General features: G+C 66.8%; 22 protein-coding genes and 2 tRNA genes. 22 read left to right on the top strand and 2 right to left on the bottom strand.

The genetic code is table 11. The annotated features are described in order from the left end of the window. The first annotated feature begins 108 nt into the window (after positions 1 to 108). The 11 genes from rplU (at position 109) to C3B78_RS11535 (ending at position 8,091) form a co-directional block, all read left to right on the top strand. Positions 109 to 417 carry a 50S ribosomal protein L21 gene (rplU, locus tag C3B78_RS11585; RefSeq protein WP_066276623.1) on the top strand — a complete coding sequence of 103 codons (309 nt, stop codon included), beginning with the start codon at positions 109 to 111 and terminating at the stop codon, positions 415 to 417. Between the two features lie 61 nt (positions 418 to 478). After that, on the top strand, positions 479 to 742 hold the full coding sequence (gene rpmA / locus C3B78_RS11580; RefSeq protein WP_009372867.1) for a 50S ribosomal protein L27: 264 nt from the start codon (positions 479 to 481) through the stop codon (positions 740 to 742). Between the two features lie 115 nt (positions 743 to 857). Then, on the top strand, positions 858 to 2,447 hold the full coding sequence (obgE, locus tag C3B78_RS11575) for a GTPase ObgE (RefSeq protein ID WP_104998209.1): 1,590 nt from the start codon (positions 858 to 860) through the stop codon (positions 2,445 to 2,447). Then, positions 2,437 to 3,588, top strand: coding sequence for a glutamate 5-kinase (gene proB, locus C3B78_RS11570; RefSeq protein ID WP_104998208.1), 1,152 nt, complete (start codon positions 2,437 to 2,439; stop codon positions 3,586 to 3,588). The genes obgE and proB overlap by 11 nt, the downstream gene beginning before the upstream one ends. Before the next feature lie 26 nt (positions 3,589 to 3,614). After that, positions 3,615 to 4,994 carry a glutamate-5-semialdehyde dehydrogenase gene (locus C3B78_RS11565; RefSeq protein ID WP_104998207.1) on the top strand — a complete coding sequence of 460 codons (1,380 nt, stop codon included), beginning with the start codon at positions 3,615 to 3,617 and terminating at the stop codon, positions 4,992 to 4,994. A gap of 77 nt (positions 4,995 to 5,071) precedes the next feature. Further along, complete coding sequence (locus C3B78_RS11560; protein WP_104998206.1) at positions 5,072 to 5,302, top strand: hypothetical protein; 231 nt, start codon at positions 5,072 to 5,074, stop codon at positions 5,300 to 5,302. 55 nt (positions 5,303 to 5,357) lie between these two features. Continuing rightward, on the top strand, positions 5,358 to 5,972 hold the full coding sequence (nadD, locus tag C3B78_RS11555) for a nicotinate-nucleotide adenylyltransferase (RefSeq protein WP_104998205.1): 615 nt from the start codon (positions 5,358 to 5,360) through the stop codon (positions 5,970 to 5,972). 7 nt (positions 5,973 to 5,979) lie between these two features. Next, complete coding sequence (locus tag C3B78_RS11550) at positions 5,980 to 7,215, top strand: hypothetical protein (RefSeq protein ID WP_104998204.1); 1,236 nt, start codon at positions 5,980 to 5,982, stop codon at positions 7,213 to 7,215. A gap of 43 nt (positions 7,216 to 7,258) precedes the next feature. Beyond that, a complete protein-coding gene (gene rsfS, locus C3B78_RS11545) occupies positions 7,259 to 7,660 on the top strand; it encodes a ribosome silencing factor (protein ID WP_104998203.1) in 402 nt (133 codons plus the stop codon). 112 nt (positions 7,661 to 7,772) lie between these two features. After that, a tRNA-Ala gene (locus C3B78_RS11540) sits at positions 7,773 to 7,845 on the top strand. 173 nt (positions 7,846 to 8,018) lie between these two features. Beyond that, positions 8,019 to 8,091: transfer RNA gene (locus C3B78_RS11535), tRNA-Ala, on the top strand. A gap of 89 nt (positions 8,092 to 8,180) precedes the next feature. Here C3B78_RS11535 and C3B78_RS11530 read toward each other — a convergent pair. Further along, positions 8,181 to 9,503: a class I SAM-dependent methyltransferase gene (locus C3B78_RS11530; RefSeq protein ID WP_104998202.1), complete on the bottom strand. Its 1,323-nt coding sequence runs from the start codon at positions 9,501 to 9,503 to the stop codon at positions 8,181 to 8,183. A gap of 294 nt (positions 9,504 to 9,797) precedes the next feature. On the opposite strand from C3B78_RS11530, the gene C3B78_RS11525 reads away from it, so the two are divergent. The 5 genes from C3B78_RS11525 to C3B78_RS11505 all read left to right on the top strand — a co-directional run bounded on the left by C3B78_RS11525 (position 9,798) and on the right by C3B78_RS11505 (position 15,624). Next, positions 9,798 to 10,991: a class I SAM-dependent methyltransferase gene (locus C3B78_RS11525; protein WP_199775240.1), complete on the top strand. Its 1,194-nt coding sequence runs from the start codon at positions 9,798 to 9,800 to the stop codon at positions 10,989 to 10,991. Between the two features lie 201 nt (positions 10,992 to 11,192). Continuing rightward, entirely contained in the window at positions 11,193 to 12,395 is a 1,203-nt protein-coding gene (locus C3B78_RS11520; RefSeq protein WP_104998200.1) for an ROK family protein, read from the top strand. A 118-nt stretch (positions 12,396 to 12,513) separates the two neighbouring features. Then, positions 12,514 to 13,866, top strand: coding sequence for an extracellular solute-binding protein (locus C3B78_RS11515; protein ID WP_104998199.1), 1,353 nt, complete (start codon positions 12,514 to 12,516; stop codon positions 13,864 to 13,866). A 4-nt stretch (positions 13,867 to 13,870) separates the two neighbouring features. After that, on the top strand, positions 13,871 to 14,752 hold the full coding sequence (locus C3B78_RS11510; RefSeq protein ID WP_104998198.1) for a carbohydrate ABC transporter permease: 882 nt from the start codon (positions 13,871 to 13,873) through the stop codon (positions 14,750 to 14,752). Then, a complete protein-coding gene (locus C3B78_RS11505; RefSeq protein WP_104998197.1) occupies positions 14,749 to 15,624 on the top strand; it encodes a carbohydrate ABC transporter permease in 876 nt (291 codons plus the stop codon). Before C3B78_RS11510 ends, C3B78_RS11505 begins: the two co-directional genes overlap by 4 nt. A 106-nt stretch (positions 15,625 to 15,730) precedes the next feature. Here the strand turns inward: C3B78_RS11505 and C3B78_RS11500 are convergent, their stop codons facing one another. After that, entirely contained in the window at positions 15,731 to 15,934 is a 204-nt protein-coding gene (locus C3B78_RS11500) for a hypothetical protein (protein ID WP_104999755.1), read from the bottom strand. A gap of 140 nt (positions 15,935 to 16,074) precedes the next feature. Between C3B78_RS11500 and C3B78_RS11495 the strand changes: the two genes are divergently transcribed. Genes C3B78_RS11495 through C3B78_RS11470 form a run of 6 tightly spaced genes read left to right on the top strand, consistent with a single transcriptional unit; the run spans position 16,075 to position 21,367 of the window. Further along, positions 16,075 to 17,082 (top strand): AAA family ATPase, encoded by a 1,008-nt coding sequence (locus C3B78_RS11495; RefSeq protein ID WP_104998196.1) that lies wholly within the window; start codon positions 16,075 to 16,077, stop codon positions 17,080 to 17,082. 6 nt (positions 17,083 to 17,088) lie between these two features. Continuing rightward, positions 17,089 to 17,991 (top strand): DUF58 domain-containing protein, encoded by a 903-nt coding sequence (locus C3B78_RS11490; RefSeq protein WP_104998195.1) that lies wholly within the window; start codon positions 17,089 to 17,091, stop codon positions 17,989 to 17,991. Further along, positions 17,981 to 18,451 carry a hypothetical protein gene (locus C3B78_RS11485; RefSeq protein ID WP_104998194.1) on the top strand — a complete coding sequence of 157 codons (471 nt, stop codon included), beginning with the start codon at positions 17,981 to 17,983 and terminating at the stop codon, positions 18,449 to 18,451. Before C3B78_RS11490 ends, C3B78_RS11485 begins: the two co-directional genes overlap by 11 nt. Beyond that, complete coding sequence (locus C3B78_RS11480) at positions 18,442 to 19,473, top strand: VWA domain-containing protein (protein WP_104998193.1); 1,032 nt, start codon at positions 18,442 to 18,444, stop codon at positions 19,471 to 19,473. The genes C3B78_RS11485 and C3B78_RS11480 overlap by 10 nt, the downstream gene beginning before the upstream one ends. Beyond that, complete coding sequence (locus C3B78_RS11475; RefSeq protein ID WP_104998192.1) at positions 19,470 to 20,615, top strand: vWA domain-containing protein; 1,146 nt, start codon at positions 19,470 to 19,472, stop codon at positions 20,613 to 20,615. Before C3B78_RS11480 ends, C3B78_RS11475 begins: the two co-directional genes overlap by 4 nt. Next, positions 20,612 to 21,367 (top strand): hypothetical protein, encoded by a 756-nt coding sequence (locus tag C3B78_RS11470; RefSeq protein WP_104998191.1) that lies wholly within the window; start codon positions 20,612 to 20,614, stop codon positions 21,365 to 21,367. The genes C3B78_RS11475 and C3B78_RS11470 overlap by 4 nt, the downstream gene beginning before the upstream one ends. Positions 21,368 to 21,471: the final 104 nt, after the last annotated feature.

Genomic DNA, 21,471 nt, shown 5'->3' with positions numbered 1-21,471 from the left:
CTTGGGTTATGACCCCACGGCGTTGAGGCACAGCGAGAGCCCAACCAATTCAGGCACCGGGTTCCGCACGCAAATTTGTAATAAACGTCGAGAGAAGTGAGTTCCCAAGTGGTGTACGCGATTGTCCGCGCAGGCGGCCGCCAAGAGAAGGTTTCCGTTGGAGACTTCGTTACCCTGAACCGCGTCGCCGGTGGAGCTGGCAGCACCATTCAGCTGCCCGCACTGCTCCTGGTTGACGGTGACAAGGTCACCTCCGCCGCTGCTGACCTGGCCAAGGTAACTGTTACGGCTGAGATCCTCCAGGACCTCCGTGGTCCTAAGATTGTGATCCAGAAGTTCAAGAACAAGACCGGTTACAAGAAGCGCCAGGGTCACCGCCAGGAACTGACCAAGGTCAAGATCACTGGTATCAAGTAACCTTCCGTTACTGTTCAGGTTTTTCAGCAGATTCCCCAGAATTTAGAGGCAGGCATTTCAGATGGCACATAAAAAGGGCGCGAGCTCCACTCGCAACGGTCGTGACTCCAACGCACAGTACCTCGGCGTCAAGCGCTTCGGCGGCCAGGTAGTTTCCGCCGGCGAGATCATCGTCCGCCAGCGCGGCACCCACTTCCACCCGGGCGCCGGTGTTGGCCGCGGCGGCGACGACACCCTGTTCGCCCTGACCCCGGGCGCCGTTGAATTCGGCACCCGCCGCGGTCGCCGCGTCGTCAACATCGTTGCTGCTGCAGCTGCAGAGTAACAACCAGTTCTGAAGCGGTGGAGCGGGCCATATGGTCCGCTCCACTGTTCTTTTAACCGCATTACAATCGTCTTGGCGCCTGAGGGTGCCGAGGAACAGCTTTGAGGAGATCCACGTGGCCAGCTTTGTAGACCGGGTAGTACTGCACGTATCCGGCGGTAGCGGCGGCCACGGGTGCGTCTCCGTCCACCGCGAAAAGTTCAAGCCGCTGGGCGGTCCCGACGGCGGCAACGGCGGCAATGGCGGCGACGTGATCCTTCGCGTGGACCACCAGACCACCACCCTCCTTGACTACCACCACGCGCCCCACCGGCACGCCACCAACGGCGGTCCGGGCATGGGTGACTGGCGCGGCGGCAAGAACGGCGAAACGCTCATCCTTCCCGTCCCGGACGGCACGGTGGTCAAGTCCAAGGACGGTACCGTCCTCGCCGACCTCGTGGGTGAAGGCACCGAATATGTGGCGGCAGCCGGCGGCATCGGCGGCCTGGGCAACGCCGCGCTCTCCTCACAGAAGCGCCGCGCCCCCGGCTTCGCCCTGCTCGGCATCGAAGGCGAATCCAGCGATATCGTCCTGGAACTGAAGTCCATCGCGGACATCGCCCTTGTGGGGTTCCCGTCCGCCGGCAAGTCCAGCCTCATCGCCGCCATGTCCGCGGCGCGGCCCAAGATCGCCGACTACCCGTTCACCACGCTGGTTCCCAACCTGGGTGTGGTGCAGGCCGGCGACGTCCGCTTCACCATCGCCGACGTGCCCGGGCTGATTGAAGGCGCCAGTGAGGGCAAGGGCCTCGGCCACCACTTCCTCCGCCACGTGGAGCGCTGCGCTGCGCTGGTGCACGTCCTGGACTGCGGCACCCTTGAGGCTGACCGCGACCCCCTTTCGGACCTGGCCGTCATCGAGGCAGAGCTGGAAAAGTACGCGGTGGACATGAGCTATGCGGGCCAGGACGGCGATGTTGTTCCGCTCAACCACCGCCCCCGCCTGGTGGCACTGAACAAGGTTGACCTGCCCGACGGCAAGGACATGGCGGAGTTCGTCCGCCCGGAACTCGAGTCCCGCGGCTACCGTGTCTTCGAAATCTCCGCCACCAGCCATGAGGGCCTGCGCCAGCTGGGCTTCGCCATGGCCGAAATCGTCAAGGCCGCCCGTGATGCTGTTGCCGCTGCGCCGCCCAAGGTACAGCCCGTTGTCATCAAGCCCCGCGCGGTTAATGAGGCAGGCTTCCGGATCCGCCGGGAAGAAAAGGGCCTTGAGCCGCTGTTCCGAGTACTGGGCGAAAAGCCGGTGCGCTGGGTCAAGCAGACGGACTTCACTAACGAGGAAGCCATCGGCTACCTCGCTGACCGCCTGGCAAAGCTCGGCGTGGAAACGGAGCTGTTCAAGCAGGGCGCCAAGCCGGGCGACACAGTCGTTATTGGCGAGGATGACGGCGTCGTCTTTGACTGGGAGCCCACCATGATGGCCGGTGCCGAACTGCTGGCCTCGCCTCGCGGCACCGACGTCCGGTTCGCCGACATCGGCGACCGCCCCACGCGCGGACAGAAACGTGAAGAGCAGCAGGAACGCAAGGACGCCAGGGCCGCCGCCCGCGCCGAGCTTGAAGCCGAGCGCAAGGCCGGCATCTGGACCGAGTCCGTGAGCAGCCGCCGGGTTGCCAAGCCGCTCAAGGAGAGTGGACTGGACGCAGACAATGACTTCTAGCGCTGCAGCAGCGGAGCCGCTGGCGCGGCCCGTGGACAGAAGCGTGCTGGCCAACGCGCGCCGGATCGTGGTGAAGGTTGGCTCGTCGTCGCTGACCAGCATCAAGGGCGGCATCTCCGAAGAGGCGCTGACTGCCTTGGCCGACGCGTTGGCGGCCAAACGCAACACCGGCACCGAAATCATCCTGGTGTCCTCCGGTGCCATCGCCGCGGGCCTGGCCCCGCTGGGCCTCTCCAAGCGGCCGCGCGACCTTGCGACGCAGCAGGCAGCGGCCAGCGTGGGGCAGGGCCTCCTCATGGCCCGCTACACCCATGCCTTCGGGGCGCACGGCGTGACGGTCAGCCAGGTGCTGCTCACCGCCGAAGACCTCATGCGGCGCAGCCAGCACACCAACGCGTTCCGCGCCCTGGACAGGCTGCTCAACCTTGGCGTGGTGCCGGTGGTCAATGAAAACGACACCGTGGCCACGCACGAAATCCGCTTCGGGGACAATGACAGGCTCGCTGCCCTGGTGGCCCACTTGGTCCGGGCTGACGCCCTCGTGCTGCTGTCCGACGTCGACTCCCTCTACGACGGCCCGCCGTCGCTTGGCGCGAAGCGGATCCCGCTTGTGGAAGGGGCTCATGACCTGGAGGGTGTTTCCATCGGGAAACCAGGCAAGGCCGGCGTGGGCACCGGCGGGATGCTGACCAAGGTGGAAGCGGCCACCATGGCAGCCGGTTCCGGCATCCATGCCCTTGTCACTTCCACCCCCAACGCTGCGGCTGCCCTAAACGGCGAGGACGTGGGCACCTGGTTCACGGTCAACGGTGCCCGCAAGCCCGTCCGCCTCCTGTGGCTGGCGCATATCGCCTCCGTCCAGGGGCGGCTGGTGCTGGACGAGGGTGCAGTCAAGGCTGTGCGGCACCACCGCACTTCGCTGCTGCCGGCAGGCATCTCCGCCGTTTTCGGTGATTTTGAAGCGGGCGACGCCGTCGAAATAGCAGCTGCCGACGGCACCGTGGTTGCGCGGGGACTGGTGAACTATTCGTCCGCCGAGCTGCCACAGATGCTGGGCCGGTCCACCAGGGACCTGGGTGAGGCGCTGGGCAGCGGCTACGACCGCGAAGTTGTTCACGTTGACGACCTGGTGCTGGTCTGAGCTTCCCGCTCGCCTAAACTTGGAACATGACTGAGGCCCTGATCCACAACAAGACTGCTGAGAATCCCGGAGATACTGCCGCCACCGAGGCGCAGCCGGCTACTTCATCCGTGGCGCAGGTGCCGGCTGATTCCCCGCTGTCTTCCGGCGATATTGAGGCAGCAGTCCATGCCATTGCGGACCGCTCCCGTGACGCCGCACGCCGGATGGCCATGGCAAACCGGGCCTGGAAGGACCGCGCCCTCCGCACCGTCGGCACAGCCCTGCTGGAGAACACCGAGGCCATTCTTACGGCCAACGCCATGGACGTGGCAGCAGGAAAGGCCAATGGCACCTCCGCTGCCCTGCTGGACCGCCTTACCTTGACGGAAACCCGCATCTCGGGACTTGTGGCGGCTTTGGAAAACCTGGCCAACCTCCCCGATCCCGTGGGAAACGTGGTCCGCGGGCAGACGCTTCCCAACGGCCTGCGCCTCCGGCAGGTCAACGTTCCCATGGGCGTGGTGGCGGCCATCTACGAAGCACGGCCGAACGTCACCGTGGACATTGCCGGACTGGCACTCAAGAGCGGCAACGCCGTGATCCTGCGCGGCGGCACTGCCGCCCAAGCCACCAATGAGGTGTTGGTGCGGGTACTGCGGGAAGCGCTGGAGTCAGTGGGCCTGCCTGCCGACGCCGTCCAGACCGTCGACCAGTACGGCCGGGCAGGTGCCAACGTCCTCATGAAGGCGCGCGGCAGGGTGGACGTGCTGATTCCCCGCGGCGGCCGGGAGCTCATCCAGACCGTTGTCCTCAACTCCGCCGTGCCTGTGATCGAGACCGGTGAAGGAAACGTGCACATCTTCATCGATGAATCGGCCGGCGAGGACATGGCAGTGGAGATCCTCCTCAACGCCAAGACCCAGCGGCCCAGCGTCTGCAACACAGTGGAGACGCTCCTGGTCCACTCGGGATCCCCCGTTCTTCCCGCCGTGGCAGCTGCGCTCCGCCAGGCAGGGGTCCGGCTGCATGCGGACGAGCGGGTCCGCGCGGCCCTGCCCGCCTCCATTGAGTCCGAACCTGCCACTGAGGAGGACTGGGGCACGGAGTACATGGACCTGGACCTCGCGGTGGCCATGGTGGACAGCCTTGACGAGGCCGTGCAGCACATCCGTACCTGGTCCACGGGCCACACGGAAGCGATCCTCACCAACGATCTGCGGAATGCCGAACGCTTCATTGCCGAGGTGGATTCTGCTGCCGTCATTGTGAATGCCTCCACCCGGTTTACCGACGGCGGGGAGCTTGGCCTGGGCGCGGAGGTGGGCATTTCAACCCAAAAGCTGCACGCGCGGGGGCCCATGGGGCTGACCGAACTGACCACCACGAAGTGGATAGTGCAGGGCGAGGGCCAGGTGCGCGGGTAGCGCACGGTAACATAGACCAGAAGTCAGAAACGGCGGAGCTTTCCGCTGCCACAATCGTTTGAGCCCAAGGGGAGAAAATGCTGTTCCAGCAGATTGCCACGACCGCCGCCGAAGGCGGAGAACACGAACTCGCGCCGCTGTGGGCTGAGCCGTGGGTCTTCGGGGTGGTTATGTTCGCCCTCCTGCTGGTGCTGATGTTTATCACACTGTCCTACTCCAACCTGGGCAACCGCCACGCAGCAACCGAGGAGCACGCGGACCCGCACCGCCAGCACCCCAACAAGCACGATCACGGGCAGGGCCACTAACATTTCCCGCGCTTTGCACCGCTCGGGTGCCACCGGCAGGCTGCGGCTTGGCGTGATGGGCGGGACGTTTGATCCCATCCATCACGGCCACTTGGTCGCAGCCAGCGAGGTGGCTGCGGAATTCGACCTGGACGAGGTGGTTTTCGTCCCCACCGGCCAGCCGTGGCAGAAGTCCCACAAACACGTCAGCGAGCCCGAGCACCGCTACCTCATGACAGTCATCGCGACGGCCTCCAATCCGCGCTTCACTGTCAGCAGGGTAGACATTGAACGGCCAGGCCCCACCTACACCATCGACACCCTCCGGGACCTGCGCGCCCAGCGTCCCGACGCTGATCTCTTCTTCATCACCGGAGCGGACGCACTGGCACAAATCCTTTCCTGGAAGGACATCGACGAACTGTGGTCGCTCGCCCATTTTGTGGGAGTCACCAGGCCGGGGCATGTCCTCGACGGCATGGGACGCGATGACGTGAGCCTCCTCGAAGTTCCGGCCATGGCCATCTCCTCCACGGACTGCCGTACCCGCGTGGCGGCGAACAACCCGGTCTGGTACCTGGTGCCGGATGGCGTTGTCCAGTACATCGCCAAGTACGGCCTGTATGCCGAGGCCGTGGAAACCGGCGATGTCCCAACATCCCAAGCACGCGAACCAGCCAGTACTGAATGAGTTCTCAATGAGTCAGGAACAGCCCCCCATCCGCAGCCGCCGGGAACTCCGGAAAGCAAGGGATGCCCAACAGCCTGCGCCCGCCGGCACGGAGCAGCTTTCCCCTGCCGTGAACCCGCCTGCTGCCAGCCCTTCGGCCCCCGGGCCCGCTGCTGCTGTGCCCGCGCAAACCTCCACTCAGCGGTCGTCCCAGATCCGGGCGCGCGACCGCGCAGCCCTGCGCACCATCAAGGAGCTGGAGGAGAAAGAGGGCCAGCTTTCCGCCGGAGGGCCGCCCACCCGGCGGCAGCTCCGCCTGCAGCAGCTCAAGGAACAGGCGCTGACCGCGGCCAACCCCATTGTGCCGCCGTCGTCCGTCCAAACGGATGCGGCTGCTCCGGCGCCGAAGGACCGGGGGACAGGGGAGCGGGCTGCCCAGGGCAGCAGCAAGCCCTCCGCGACTGAGCCAGGTTCTGCAGCCCCCGCGGGCATGACGGTGGAACAGGCCCTGGCGGCACGGGCGCTGCTCGCCGAGCAGGCCAAGAACCAGATCGCCAAGATGGAGCACATCGCCTCCCTGGACCCGGAAGCGGTTGACCCGGAGATCCTTGCGGAGCAGATCGCCCTGGCGGAACGTGCTGCCATCCTGAACCGCCGTGCCATCGCCAAGCAGAAGCTGGCTGAGCAGGCCGGAGCTCCGGTTGCGCCATCGAAAGATCCTGCCCACGGCCCGGCACGGGAACCCGGCAACGGCGACCAGGCCGGCACGGCGAGCCAGCGGCCGGCGCCGTCGACGGCCAGCAACCTTGCCATGGTCACTCCGCTGGAGTTCGTGCAGGTTCCCGGCATGGACCGGCCCGTCATGAAGCCGCCGGCAACCTCGCACGTCCCGGTCACCACCCGTCCGGGGTCGAAGGTTACGGCGCCCGGAAAAAAGAAACGGCACCCCGCGGGTCCCCAGCGTCCGTCCGCGCCCGATGCCGGTTCGGGCCGCTCCCATGTCATCGCCAGGGCGGAAGCGGCAGCCCGGGCGGCCGCGCGCCCGCGGCCGGTGATGACCGACGCGAACCAGGCCGAGGACCTCTTTGAGGACCTGCCGCGGATCCCCGCCAAGTCGGCCTACGGCCTGGAACCCCTGGACGCCGCCACAGCCGGACTTGCCCGGGCCCAGCGGAACAGGGTCCTGCAGTTCTGCATCCTGGCATTCGGAATCGTGGCCCTGGTTTCGGGCATCATCCTCATCATCAGCGGCATGTCCCGCTGAGCCGCGTTCCGCAACTTAGAGTTTCCACCCAACAAGGAGTCACGTGACTGCATCAGAATCATCCATCACCATAGCCCGCGCCGCCGCCAAGGCAGCCGCGGACAAGATCGCGCAGGACCTCGTTGCCCTGGACGTCAGCGAGCGGCTCGCCCTGGCCGACGTCTTCCTCATTGCCTCCGCACCCAGCGAACGGCAGGTCAACGCAATCGTGGACGGGATCGAGGAAGAGCTCGCCAAGCAGGACCTGCGCCCCGTCCGCCGTGAAGGCCGGTCCGGCGGACGCTGGGTACTGCTCGACTACTCGGACGTAGTGATCCATGTCCAGCACGAGGAAGACCGCGTTTTCTACGCCCTGGAGCGCCTCTGGAAGGACTGCCCCGTCGTTGACCTGCAGCTCGGTGACGACACCTCCGCAAAGGCTGTCGCCGCGTCCGAGAGCGAGTAAATCCGCGGAACCACGCGGAATATGCCCGATTTGGAATTTTCGGAATTGCTGTTCTAAGATATTTGAGTTGCTTCGGGGAAAGCCGAAAAGCTTGAAGGAGCAGCAATAGTTCGGGGCTGTGGCGCAGCTGGTAGCGCACCTGCATGGCATGCAGGGGGTCAGGGGTTCGAGTCCCCTCAGCTCCACCGGACGATCCGCCGGAATCATTGTGATTCCGGCGGATTTTTTTGTGCTCCATGTGCCCAAGCCTGAAGCCGATGCGCCCGCCAATGGGCACCAGCCCGATTGGCGTGAGCGGCGAAAGTGCATTAAGCTGAACAGGTTGCTTCGAGGTGGTGAACCGGAAGCGGCAAAGTCCGGGGCTGTGGCGCAGCTGGTAGCGCACCTGCATGGCATGCAGGGGGTCAGGGGTTCGAGTCCCCTCAGCTCCACCGGAACAAAAGGGACGATCCCCACGGGATCGTCCCTTTTGCTTTTCCGCCCACGGGTGCAGGACCCGGCATCACCGCGGGTCAGGCAGTCAAAGCCACGCTGTACGGCGCAGCGGCGGTTCGTCGCCGCCCGGCCGCCGGACCAGGACCTGGTTCACGCCGGTTAGCCCGCCTTCGAAGCCCAGCGCGCTTGAAGCCATGTAAAGCCTCCAGACCCGGGCCCTTCCGAGGCCGCTGAGCTTCGCAGCCTGGTTCCAGTTTGCCTCCAGCCGGTGGACCCACGCGCGCAGGGTCAACGCATAGTGGCGCCGCAGTGCCTCCACATCCAGGATCTCGAAGCCGGCTGCCTCCAGGGCGGAAACCATCTCGCCGAGGCTGATCATCTCCCCGTCCGGAAACACGTAACGGGGGATGAAGGAATTCGGATCGGGTTTGGTGGGGCCGGCATTCCATGAGATCGCGTGGTTCAGCAGCCGCCCGCCCGGCCGAAGGAGGCCGAACAAGGCAGCGGCGTACCCGGGGGTCTGTTCCCGCCCCACATGCTCGGACATTCCGATGGAACTGATGGCATCGAACGGACCATCCGCGACGTCCCGGTAATCCTGGACCCGAATGTCCACGCGTTCCGTCAGCCCGGCGTCTGCGGCCCGTTTCCGTGCCAGGATGGCCTGCTCCCTGGAGAGCGTTACGCCCACAACGGTTGCGCCGTACTTTCCGGCTGCATGCAGGGCAAAACTGCCCCAGCCGCAGCCAACGTCCAGCACCCGCATGCCCGGCCGGAGGCCCAGCTTGCGGCACACGAGGTCCAGCTTGGCCTCCTGCGCGGCGTCGAGGCCGTCGGCGAGCCGGCTGCCGGCATCCGGACGCTCCGGGTGGCTGCTGTCTTCGGGCCACACTGCGCAGGAGTAGACCATGGACGGCCCCAGCACCAAAGAGTAAAAGTCGTTGCCTACGTCATAGTGATGCGAGATGGCCGCGGAGTCACGGCGGCGCGAGTGCAGGCGTCCTTTCCGGGCCACCTTAGCCTCCTCCGGCGGCGGGGCCGGGTTGGGGCCAAAGGCGCCGAGCCGGACCGCGATGCGCAGCAGCGTCAAGACTTCACCGGCGGTGAGCGGCCGGAACGGACCCGGCTCCGCGAACTTGCCCGCCGAGCTCAGGGCCGCGAACGCTGCGAAAATGTCCCCGGGAGAGTCGATCTCGCCAGCCACGTAGGCCCGGCTCAAGCCGAGCTGGCCCGGAGACCACAGGATCCGCCGCAGGGCGCGGCGGGATCGGAACTCAAGGACTGGCGCTCCCGCCGGCCCCGCCTCGGAGCCGTCCCAGGCGCGCAGGCGCAGGGGTATTTCTTCAGTGCCAAGCACTACTGCCAGGGCCCTGGCGAGCCGCGATGCATTCCCGGTAGCTGTGGTCATGGTGCTCCTCCCGTCTCCATGGGCCAACACTAAGGCCGGAGCACCCCGCGCGACTATCATTGGGGAGGTGAATTCTGCCCGAACCGAAGTCGTCATCATTGGTGCGGGCCAGGCCGGTTCTCCGCTGCCTATCACCTTCAGCGCCGCGGCACTGGCTAGCGCTCGACGCCGAGGACAGCCAGGGAGGCGCGTGGCGGCACCGCCGCGAAGCCTGCGGACGGCTTTGGAATGGGCGGCCGCAGGTCCGGGCAGCGGCAGGACGCAACCAGGCACAACGGAAAGCAGCAGGAACAAGTGGCATCAAACAGTCTTGGGGACCTCTTTGCGGCACTGCGGCGCAGGCCGGATGTGGAAGCACCCAACCTTCAGGCGTGGGACGCCACGGACCGGCTCCTGCTGGAGGCAGCCGAAGGACTGGTGGCAGCCGGAAGCACAGTGGCTGTCATCGGGGACCGGTACGGTGCCCTGACACTGGGGGCACTCGCCGCGCTCAACCCAGGCACCGTCCGGGTGCACCAGGACCTGATCACCGGGGAGCGCGCCCTGCAACTCAACGCAGCCGGGCTCCGTGGCGCCGGCCTGCTGCCGGACACCGCGGCGGGGATGCCCGGCGGTTCCACGGACGGGGAGCCCGGATTCACCCAGCTGCCGCTTGGCCCGGAACTCCTGGCCGGAGTGCAGGCAGTACTCCTGCAGCTGCCCAAGACGCTGGCCGAGCTGGACGAGATCGCCGCCGCGGCGGCCCGCTACGCGGCACCGGACGTTACGCTCCTGGCAGGCGGGCGGGTCAAGCACATGTCGCTCGGCATGAACGCCGTTCTTGAACGCCACTTCTCTTCCGTCCGGCCGCAGCTCGCCAGGCAGAAGTCCCGCGTTATCCTGGCCAGCGGTGCGCAGGGGGGCGGGGAGCAGGGAAGCTATCCCGTCGTTGAACACCTGGCCGAGCTGGACCTCGACGTCGCCGCCCACGGGGCAGTGTTCGCGGGCTCCAAACTGGACATCGGTACCAGGTTCCTGCTGACGTTCCTTCCGGCCATGAAGGAAGCCCGGCACGCCGTCGACCTGGGCTGCGGCACGGGTATCCTTGCCGCCATGTACGCCCGGCAGCACCCCGGGGCAAGAGTGACCGCCACGGACCAGTCCGCCGCGGCAGTGGCCTCCGCGCAGGCAACGGCACAGGCCAACGGGCTGGAAGGCCGAATCACCGTCCTGCAGGATGACGCCCTCAGCACCCTGGCCGCAGGCAGCGTGGACCTGGTCCTGCTCAACCCGCCGTTCCACGTCGGCACCGGGGTCCATGCCGGCGCAGGCCTGAAGATGATTGAGGCAGCGGGACGGGTCCTCGCGCCCGGGGGCGAGCTGTGGACGGTCTTCAACCGCCACCTGCCCTACCTGCCCGCGCTGGAGCGGCACGTTGGGCCTACCGCCGTCAAAGGCAGGAACCCCAAGTTCACGGTGACGTTGAGTACCCGCCGCGGCGATGGATAAGCGGGACCGGCGGGCCCACACCCCCGCACAGGGGGAGGACCGCACCTGCCACGCCGCGCCGTCGCGCCCGCCCTATGGGTCTGTGACCACGCGTAACGTACCATTCAAGCATCACCACAAGTACGTGGCCAAAGACGTTTAGGGGACGCCGTGACTGAGATCCGCCAATCCTCACCGAGGCGCGGAACCAACCTGCCCAAAATGGGGGATTTCAACCTCACGGTGATCCTGGACGCCATTAGAAGGGCTTCCGCCGGGCTGAGCCGGGTGGAGCTGGCCCAGATTGTGGGCCTATCGCCGCAGACCATTTCCAACATCTCCCGGCGCCTCCTTGACCAGAACCTCATCGTGGAGGCGGGCAAGGAAGGCAGCGGCCCTGGCAAACCGCGCACCATCCTGCGGCTCAACCCCGGCGGTGTGTTCGCGCTGGGTGTCCATCTCGACCCCGCCGTCACGACCTTCGTGGTCCTGGACCTGGTGGGCGCGGTGGTGCGGCACTCCAGGATCAAAACCCCCGGCGGCAACGATCCGTCGGCGGTCATTTCCACCATCGCCGAGGAAATCGCCCAGTTGGTGGAGGACTCCGGCGTGGACCGGGAGAGGATCGCCGGACTCGGTGTCGCTGCACCGGGCCCCATTGACGTTGAGCACGGAACCGTGGTGGATCCGCCCCTGCTCCCGGGCTGGGACCGGGTGGAACTGCGCAGCGCCCTTTCCGAAGCCACGGGCTACTCCGTCCTGATGGACAAGGACGTCACCAGCGCCGCCGTCGCGGAAACGTGGGCCGGCGGCCCCAGCGGCTCCGGCAGCTTCGTCTTCATGTACATGGGCACCGGCATCGGCTGCGGCATTGTGCTCAATGACGAGGTTGTCCGGGGAACCTCCGGAAACGCCGGCGAGATCGGACACATCGTGGTGGACCCGGACGGACCGCCTTGTGACTGCGGCCTGCGCGGCTGCGTGAAGTCCACCTGCATCCCGCAGGTATTGGTGGCCGAAGCGGAGGCCGCCGGCATCCTGGACGGCACGCGCCCGGGGAACAGCGGCGCGGAGATCCAGCAGAGTTTTTCCCGGCTGTGCGACCTCGCGGATGAGGGAAACGAACAGGCCCTTGCCATCATCGACAAATCCGCAGCCCGGGTGGCGCGTGCAGCGTCGGTGGTCACCAACACGCTCGATGTTGAGCGCGTGGTGTTCGGAGGGCCGTTCTGGAGCCGCCTGGCCGGGCGCTACCTTGAGAAGATTCCGGCCCTGCTCGATGCCAACAGTGACACGCGGCTCATCCATCCCATCGAGGTGGTGGGCACCGGGGTAGGGGAGGACGTCGGAGCCATTGGGGCGGCCTCCCTGGTCCTGGAACATGCGCTGGCGCCCCGGGCCCAGCGGCTCCTCCTGGAGAGTTGACCGGTACGCCGCAAGCGGCGCCTTGCCTGGGTCAGGGCGTCCATCTAGCATTTGCTTATTGCCGCGGCTGGGGGCCCGCTGACAACGGGGAACGCAGCCATTGACCGAATGGAGCACCATGCGTCGCCAGTCGTTGAAGACCATGTCCCTCATCGCTTCGGCAATGATTGTCCTGACGGCGTGCAACCCGGGTGATCCGGCGGGCGCGTCCAAGACCCTGAAGGTGGCTTACCAGAAGACGGATTCCTTTACCGCCCTGGATAGCATGCTCCAGGCCGCCAAACAGGAGTTCGAGGCGGCGAACCAGGGTGTCAAGGTTGAGCTTCAGCCCATCCAGGCAAACGACGACGACTACGGCACCAAACTGGCGCTTGCCCTCCGGTCGCCGTCCACGGCACCGGACGTTTTTTACGAGGACACCTTCAAGGTCCGCTCCGACGTGGACGCCGGCTACCTCCTGAAGCTGGACAGCCACCTTGAGGGCTGGGCGGACTGGGATACGTTCGACGACGGCGCCAAGGCGGCAGGGCGCGCGGACGACGGCGGGACGTACGCGGTGCCGCTGGGCACGGACACGCGCGCCATCTGGTACAACCGGAAGGTCCTGGAAAACGCCGGGATCAGCCTTCCCTGGAAGCCGCGGAGCTGGCAGGACATCCTGGACACCGCCCGGAAGATCAAGGCCAACGACCCCGCCGTGATCCCGTTCAACATGTACGCCGGCAAGGGCACGGGCGAGGGCACCGTCATGCAAAGCTTCTACGAACTGCTGTACGGGACGGGATCCTCCCTGTACGACGAAGAGGCAGGGAAATGGGTGGTTGGTTCCGCCGGATTCAAGGATTCGCTGGCCTTCCTTGAAACTCTGTATGAGGAGCAACTGGCGGTTTCCCCGGCTGAGGCCCTGGATGCGAATGTCTGGAAAAAAGTCTTCGGTGAATGGTTCCCGAAGGCCAAACTGGGCGCCACGGTGGAAGGCTCCTACTCGCCGTCGTTCTGGCAGGATGGCGGACCCTACGAGTGGCCCGGCTACGAGCAGGAGATCGGAGTGGCCCCTTTCCCCACCCAAAACGGCCAGGCGCCCGGTGCCGTGAGCATGTCCGGCGGCTGGACGCTGGCGCTGGGGGCGGGGACCAAGGAACCGGAACTGGCATTCAACTTCCTCTCAACGGCGCTCAACAAGAAGAATTCACTGGCCTTCACCGTGGAAAGCTCGCAGATTGCCGTCCGGCAGGACGTGGCTGCCGAGCAGGAGTACCTGGATGCCAACCCGTTCGTCAGGGATGTGTCCGAGCTTGTCGCGGTGACCCGATACCGGCCGGCAACCGCTGACTACCCCCGGATTTCGGCGGCCGTACAGGAGGCCACGGAAGCCGTCATCACCGGCAGCAAATCACCCCAGGAGGCGGCCGCGGAGTATGACGCCGCGGTGGCCGGGATCGTGGGCGGCGACAAGACCGTCCGGAAGTAGCCCGTTGCAGCTCCCCTCCACCGGACGGCAACTGTTTCGGTACCTGCCGGTCCTGCCTGCTGTGCTGCTCCTCCTCGTCTTTCTTGCCGGACCCGTGCTTTGGGCGTTCCATGCGTCCCTCACCAACGCCGGCCTGACCGGGCGCAGCGCCCGCAACCCCTCATGGGTGGGGTTGGAGAACTATGGCCGGCTGCTGGCGGACCCGGTGTTTCCCCTCTCCCTTTTCCTCACGGTGGTGTTTGTCGGCGGTTCTGCGGTACTGGGCCAGAACCTGCTGGGCCTCGCACTGGCGGTGCTGATGCGCCGGGCCCGGCCGGTGGTGTCCACGGCCGTTGGCACCACGGTGGTGGCTGCCTGGGTCCTTCCCGAGATCGTGGCTGCCTTTGCCGCCTATGCCTTTTTCAGTGGCGACGGGACGCTGAACCAGCTGTTGGGGAGCCTGGGGCTTGGCCGGCCGGACTGGCTCTACGCCTTTCCCATGGTGGCCGTAACGCTGGCCAACGTGTGGCGGGGGACCGCGTTTTCCATGCTGGTGTACAGGGCGGCCCTGAACGATGTTCCGGCCGAGGTGACAGAGGCGGCCCAGATGGATGGCGCGCACGGCTGGCAGCGGCTCGCCTTCATCACGCTGCCGATGATCCGCGGGAGCATCACCACGAACCTGATGCTCATCACGCTGCAGACACTGGCGGTATTCACGCTGGTGTGGGTGATGACTGCGGGCGGACCGGCCAACGCAAGCACCACGCTCCCTGTCCTGGCGTACCAGGAGGCCTTCAAATTCGGGGACATTGGCTACGGGACAGCGGTGGCCTCGGTGCTCATCCTCATCGGCGCCGCCTTTGGCCTGGTGTACATCCGGCTGCTCCGGGAACGGACTCCATGAGCGCTCCCGCCAAGACGGCCCGCGCGCTTCCGGCCACCACTGGAAGGCGGCAGCGGCGGCGCGCCGGCAGCACCCCGGCTGACCTGGTGCTGCTCCTGATCGGCGCCGGCTTCCTGCTGCCCCTGCTTTGGCTCATCCTGGCGTCCCTCGATGCCGAAGCCGGACACGAACTAAGGATTCCGGCCGAGGCCGGTGCGGACAATTTCGCCGCAGTCCTGACGCCGGAACTGCTGCTCCGGCCTCTGTGGAACAGCGTGGTGTTATCCGGGGGGACGGCTGCCGTGACCCTGGTTGCAGCCGTCCTGGCCGCCTATCCGCTCTCCCGCTACCAGTCCCGGTTCAACCGGCCGTTCATGTACACCGTCCTCTTCGGAACATGCCTCCCTATCACCGCCATCATGGTTCCGGTGTACGGCCTCTTCGTCCAGTTCGAGCTGCTGGACTCGATGCCCGCCACCATCTTCTTTATGGCCACTACCACGCTGCCCATGGCCATCTGGATGACCAAGAACTTCATGGACGGCGTGCCGGCATCGCTGGAAGAAGCCGCCTGGGTGGACGGTGCGACGCGCATGGCTGCGCTCCGAACCATTGTGCTGCCGCTGATGAGGCAGGGGCTGGGCGTCGTGTTCATCTTCGTGTTCATCCAGGCGTGGGGAAACTTCTTCGTGCCGTTCGTGCTGCTCCTGTCCGAGGCACGGCAGCCCGCCGCGGTGTCCATCTTCAGTTTCTTCGGGCAGCACGGGGCCGTGGCGTACGGCCAGCTGGCCGCGTTCTCCATCCTGTATTCCCTGCCCGTGCTGGCCCTCTACGTGATTGTGGCCAGGGGTGCCGGTGGTTCCTTTGCCCTGTCCGGGGCCGTCCGGGGGTAGCCGGGCAGCGCGGTTCCGGATCACCGTTGGCAGCCGCGGCGGCCACGGGTTCAACTCTGCCACGGGCCAAAGCGGCTCCTGGCACGATCTCGCCGCGCCGGCGAAATCAGTCGATGTCTTCGAAAACCACGCCGTACGGCAGGCTCTCATCGAGGTGGGCCTGGTGGCCGGTGGACCCGGGGTTGTACGTCACCCGTACCCCATGCAGCTTGTCCGCTGCAGACTGCAGCAGGACAGGCCTGACGGTACTGATGAACATCTCGCTTTTGTCGGCGAGAAACTCCTTGTAACTGGCTGGAAGCTCGCTCATGTCAAAAGGATAGACCTGGGCGCACCTGATGGGGAGGGGTCCCCATTGCCCAAACCGCAGCCCCGTCCTTGGATAGGATGGCGGGCGGAATGCTGCCTGTCCGGCAGCCATGCCCAGTTCAGCCAACAGGGGGAGTTCGAGTGCTTTCAACTAGCGCGTCCGCAAGAATCGAACCTGCGGAACTGGCGAGGGCGCAGCAGGTTGTGGCGAACATCGCCGGGAGCTTTGAGGCCAAAGTGGTGGGGCAGGCCAGGCTGCGGGAATCGCTGCTGGTTGGCCTGCTGACCGGCGGCCACATCCTCCTGGAAAGCGTCCCCGGGCTTGCCAAGACCACGGCTGCGCAGACGGTGGCGGAAGCCGTCAGCGCAGAGTTCCGCCGGATCCAGTGCACCCCGGACCTGCTGCCCAGTGACATCGTGGGAACCCAAATCTACGACGCCGCCAAAGGAACCTTCATCACCCAGCTGGGACCGGTGCACGCCAACATTGTCCTCCTGGACGAGATCAACCGTTCCAGCGCCAAAACGCAGAGTGCCATGCTCGAGGCAATGCAGGAACGCCAGACCTCCATCGGCGGCCAGGAATACCGTCTGCCCTCGCCTTTCCTTGTCCTGGCCACCCAGAACCCCATCGAGCAGGAGGGCACGTACCAGTTGCCGGAAGCGCAGATGGACCGCTTCATGCTCAAGGACGTGCTGGACTATCCCTCCCCGGCGGAGGAAGCCGAAATCATCCGTCGCATTGATGCCGGGGTGTACACGGCGGAGCAGGCGCCTCCGGCCGCAGCCTCCCTGGATGCCGTCACGGAGGTCCAAAAACTCGTCCGGCGCGTCTACATGGACCCCGCCATCATCAACTACATCGTGGGGCTGGTCTTCGTCACCCGGAACGCCGGGCAGTACATCGACCAGCGGCTGGCCGGGTTCATCGAGTTCGGTGCCAGCCCCAGGGCCAGCATCGCCTTCAGCCAGGCTGCACGGGCCGTTGCCCTGCTGAACGGCAGGGACCATGTCATTCCCGAGGACGTTAAGACGCTGGCGCACCGGGTCCTCCGCCACCGGCTGATCCTGAACTTTGACGCTGTGGCGGAAGAAGTGCGGGTGGAAACTGTGATTGACGCTGTCGTCGCTGCCGTCCAAACCCCCTAGGCCGGCGTGACCAGCCTCCTCCAGCGGGTGAAGTCCAACATGGCCATCTTCGCGCACCGCAAGGCCCGCGGCATGCTCGACGGCGAGTACTGCTCGGTGTTCCGCGGCCGCAGCCTGGACTTCGATGACCTCCGTGCCTACGTTCCCGGCGACGAGGTCCGCGACATCGACTGGAAGGCATCGGCGCGGCACGGCTCGCCGCTGGTCAAGCGGTACATGGCGGTCCGCCGGCAGACCGTCATCCTTGTCACGGACACAGGCCGCAACATGGCCGCGGCCGCCTACAGCGGGGAAACCAAGAAGGACATCGCTGTGATGGCGTTGGGGGTCATGGGGTACCTGGCCCACCGGCACGGTGACATGGCGGGACTGGTGTGCGGCGATTCCGGCGGCACAACGTCACTGCCCGCCAAAGGCGGTGAGGCCCACCTGGAACGCCTCCTGCGGCAGGTGGACTCCACGGCAACGCTGGACGCCGCGCCCAGCAGGATCGAGGACCAGCTCCACCATGTGGCGCGCAACGTGAGGGGGCGCAACCTGCTGTTCGTCGTCGCCGACGAAGTCGCAGCCAACCCGGCCTTCGGGCAGTTGCTGCGCCGGCTGCGGGCCCAGCACGAGGTCCTCTGGCTCACGGTCCGCGACGCAGGACTGGCCCCTGGGGAACCGCTCCTTCAGCCGGAGCAGGCCCTGCCTGATTCCTACAGCGTCAGCGGCTCGCACCCCCTGCTTGCGCACCTTGCCCGGGACCCGGCAGTCGCCGCGGCCTATGCCACCGCCGTGGCAGAACGGGACGCCGGGCGCAAGGCCATGCTGCGCCAGGCCGGAATCACGGAAGGCGAAGTGGACGGAACCGGGGGCGTGATGACGGCCCTGTTCGCCCTCCTCGAAAGGCACCGACGTGCGGGCTGAACCGGAGTTTTACGGACCGCTGGAGTATGCCCCGGTGTGGGGGTGGGCTGGAGTGGGGCTGCTCGTGATGGTTGCCGCCTGGTATACGTTCGTGTTTGCGGCCACCCGCACGCCACGCAGGGTGGAGGCCCGCCAGCGCCCTGCCCGGCTCACGGACCTGGCGGGACTCAAGGCGGCATACCTGCAGAGGATCAATGACGTGGAACGTGACGCCGCCGCGGGAAAACGGAGCGCCCGGGACTCCCACCAGGAAATCAGCCTCCTGCTGCGGAAATTCGTCCGCGATGCCACCGGAGTGGATGCGCCCCGCATGACCCGGGCGGACCTCGCCGAACATCCGCTGCCGGCGGCCGCGTCCGCCGTCGGGCAGCTGTACCCGGCCGAGTTCGGTCCCGAACCCCTTCCCTCCGTCTCAGGCTCCGCGGCCGCGGCACGCAAGGCGGTGCAGGCATGGAACTGATGTGGTGGTGGCTGCTTCCGCTGGCCGCGGTGACAGCCGGCGCTGCCGGATGGGCGGCCCTCCGGCCGGACAGGAACGCCAACGCACGACGCCGTCCGGTGGCCCATGCGGACCGCCTCACCGCGCTGCCGGAGTACCAGGCGGCGCTGCGTCGGCACCGCCGCTGGCTGGCCGTGGCCGCGCTCGCATGCGCGTCCCTGCTGGCTTCCACGGCTGTGGCGGCGGCACGGCCCGTCGAGGTGGCCACCGTCCGGCCGGAACAGCACAACCGGGACATCATGCTGTGCCTTGACGTTTCGGGTTCCATGAGCAGCGCAGACGCCGCCGTGGTGGACGTTTTCTCCGAACTGGCCGCTCAATTCGACGGTGAACGCATCGGCCTGACGGTTTTCGACAGCACGGCCGTCCAGGTTTTTCCCCTGACCGACGACTACGGCTACGCCCGCGAACAGCTGCAGCTTGCTCGGGACGCCTTCAACGGGAAGCCCGGCAGTTCCGGCTTCCTGGACGGGACGTGGAGCGGCCGGGGCTCCTCCCTGATCGGCGACGGCCTGGCCTCCTGCCTCACCAGCTTCCCGCGCGGGACGGAGCAGGCAGCAAGCCGGAATCCGGGCACGGGCCAGAACCTTGGCCAACAGCCGCGCTCGCGGTCAGTGGTCCTGGCTACGGACAATTTCCTCTCCGGGGACCCCATCATGACCCTTGGGGAAGCGGCCGCCCTCGCCAAAGACAGGGCTGTCAGGGTATATGCACTGAACCCGGGCGACCTTGACTACGGCCCGGGGCCGGACCAGCCGGGGGAGCAGCTGCGGGCTGCGGCGGAATCCACGGGCGGCGCTTATTACTCCCTGGACAACCCCGAGGCAGTGCCGGGCGTCGTGCGGGGCGTCGAGGAAACAGAAAAGTCGGCTCTTCAGGGCGCCCCGCGGGCAGTGGTTTCGGAAGAACCGGGCCTGCCGCTCGCCGCGGCCCTCCTCTCCGGGCTGGTCCTCGCCGTCGCCACCTGGCGGTTGCGGCCATGACCCTGCAACCGGTCCTTTCCTGGTGGCTGATGCTTCCCGTCATCGTGGCGGCCCTCGCGTTCCTGGGATGGCGGCTTTACCGGGCAGCGGGGACTGCCGAGCGGACGGGTGCGCAGCCAAGGGCGGGAGTCAATGTCCGCGCCTGGATGCGCCGAAGCGCACTGGTGCTGCTCCTCCTCGGCGCGGCGCTGCGTCCCGGGCTGCCGGGCGGCACGGTCCAAGCAGCCGCCGCCGACCTCAACGTGTTTTTTGTGGTGGACACCACCACCAGCATGGTCGCGGAAGACTACGGCAACGCCGGACCCAGGATGGGGGGAGTGCGGCGGGACATCGCGGCCATCGCCGAAGAACTGCCCGGAGCCCGCTTCTCCGTCATCACCTTCGACACCAAAGCGCATGTCCGGATGCCGCTGACCACCGACACCCTGGCGCTGGAAACCATCATCTCCGTGCTGGAGCCGCAGGTCACCGCCTATGCCAAGGGAACCAGCATCACCGCCGCCCGGAAGGTGCTGGCCGAACGCCTCGCCGCAGCCCGGCAGAGCCACCCTGAGCGTCCCCGGCTTGTCTACTACCTGGGCGACGGCGAGCACACCAGCGCGAAGGAGCCGGAAGCCCTGGACCTGGAGGATGGCCTGGTGGCCGGGGGAGCAGTGCTGGGCTACGGCACAGCCGGTGGCGGAAGGATGCGGGAAAACACCGGGCGGGAAAGCACCGGGCAGGACCACCCCGGAAATTCCACGGGAGGGGAGGCCGCCCCCTACGTCCAGGACAGTACCGGCAGAGCCGGCGGGGAGGCGCAGCCTGGGGATGCGGTGTCCAGGATTGATGAAGCCCGGCTGCGGCAGATCGCCGGGCAGTTGGGCGTTCCGTATGTCCACCGGTCGTCCGGCGACCCCGTTGCGCCGATGATGCAGGATGCCCGCCCCGCGGTGCTCGAATCCAGGGGAACGCTCGAACACCCGGCCAGTGACGGATCCCTGGCGGGGCGGACCGAGCTGTACTGGATCCTCGCGGCCGGTGCCTTCGTGCTGGGGTTGGCGGAAGCCATCGTGATTATTCGCCGGCTGCGTGAACTGCGGCCGCTTGCACCGTCCATGGCTGGCAGGCGCTCGCAGGATAGAAGGGCGGAGGCCCGGTGACTCCCCTCGAGCGGAACGCGGGCAGCAGCCCGGCACGGCGGCGGCGCCTCCTCGCGTGGTCTGCCTTACCGGTGGTCCTGGTCCTGTGCATCGCCGCCAAGCTGCTCAGCCTTGGAGTGCTGGGAGGCCGGGCGGCCGGCGCCTTCGACGCCGCCGACGCGGCATCCGTCCGGGCCGCCGCGGACGCCCTGCAGCCGGCAAACCTCATCGAACCCCACAAGGCGCACTTCGCCGCCGGGGATGCCCATGTCCTGGACGGCAATTTCGCCGCGGCGCGCCTCCGCTTCGAGGAGGCGCTGGGCGCTGTCCCGCCGGCCCGGTCCGAATCCCCCGATGCCTGCGTCATCAGGGTGAACCTGGTCCTGGCCATCGAGCGCCTCGGTGACGAAAAGCTGCAGGCAGGAGAACCGGTGCCGGCTGCCGGTTTGTTCGAGGAGGCACTCGCAGCCGCGGAAGCAGCGCCGGACGGGTGCTTTTCCGGGGGACTGCCCGGCGGGACGGGGGGCCGGCTGGCCGGAGCTGAAGCACGCCTGCAGGAAAAACTCTCGGCACCCGGCAGCAGCCCGGGCCCGGAAGCAGGGCCGGCGGAGGACGCGCCCGGTGAGCACGGCCGGGATTTGCCGCTGCAGGGCCAGCTGCAGCAGTTGGAGGACAGCGCCCGGCAGGGCCAGCGGGAACGCAACAGCGGCCGCGAACGGGAGGAATACCTGGAGGACACCGGGTATGCTCCCGGCCCGGAGCGCCCCTGGTAGCGGCTGCGCACGAAGAAAATTCCGTAGAGAACCAGAAGAAGGCGTAAAACTGCGTCTTAATTCGGAGGCCAACTTGAATGCGTCCCCTGCCGCTCATAGAGTCT

The sequence above is a fragment of the Arthrobacter sp. PGP41 genome (assembly GCF_002953935.1).
In the GTDB taxonomy this organism is placed as follows: domain Bacteria; phylum Actinomycetota; class Actinomycetes; order Actinomycetales; family Micrococcaceae; genus Arthrobacter.
The sequence above is the reverse complement of the archived record's forward strand: the minus strand, read 5'-3'. Positions and strand labels throughout refer to the sequence as shown.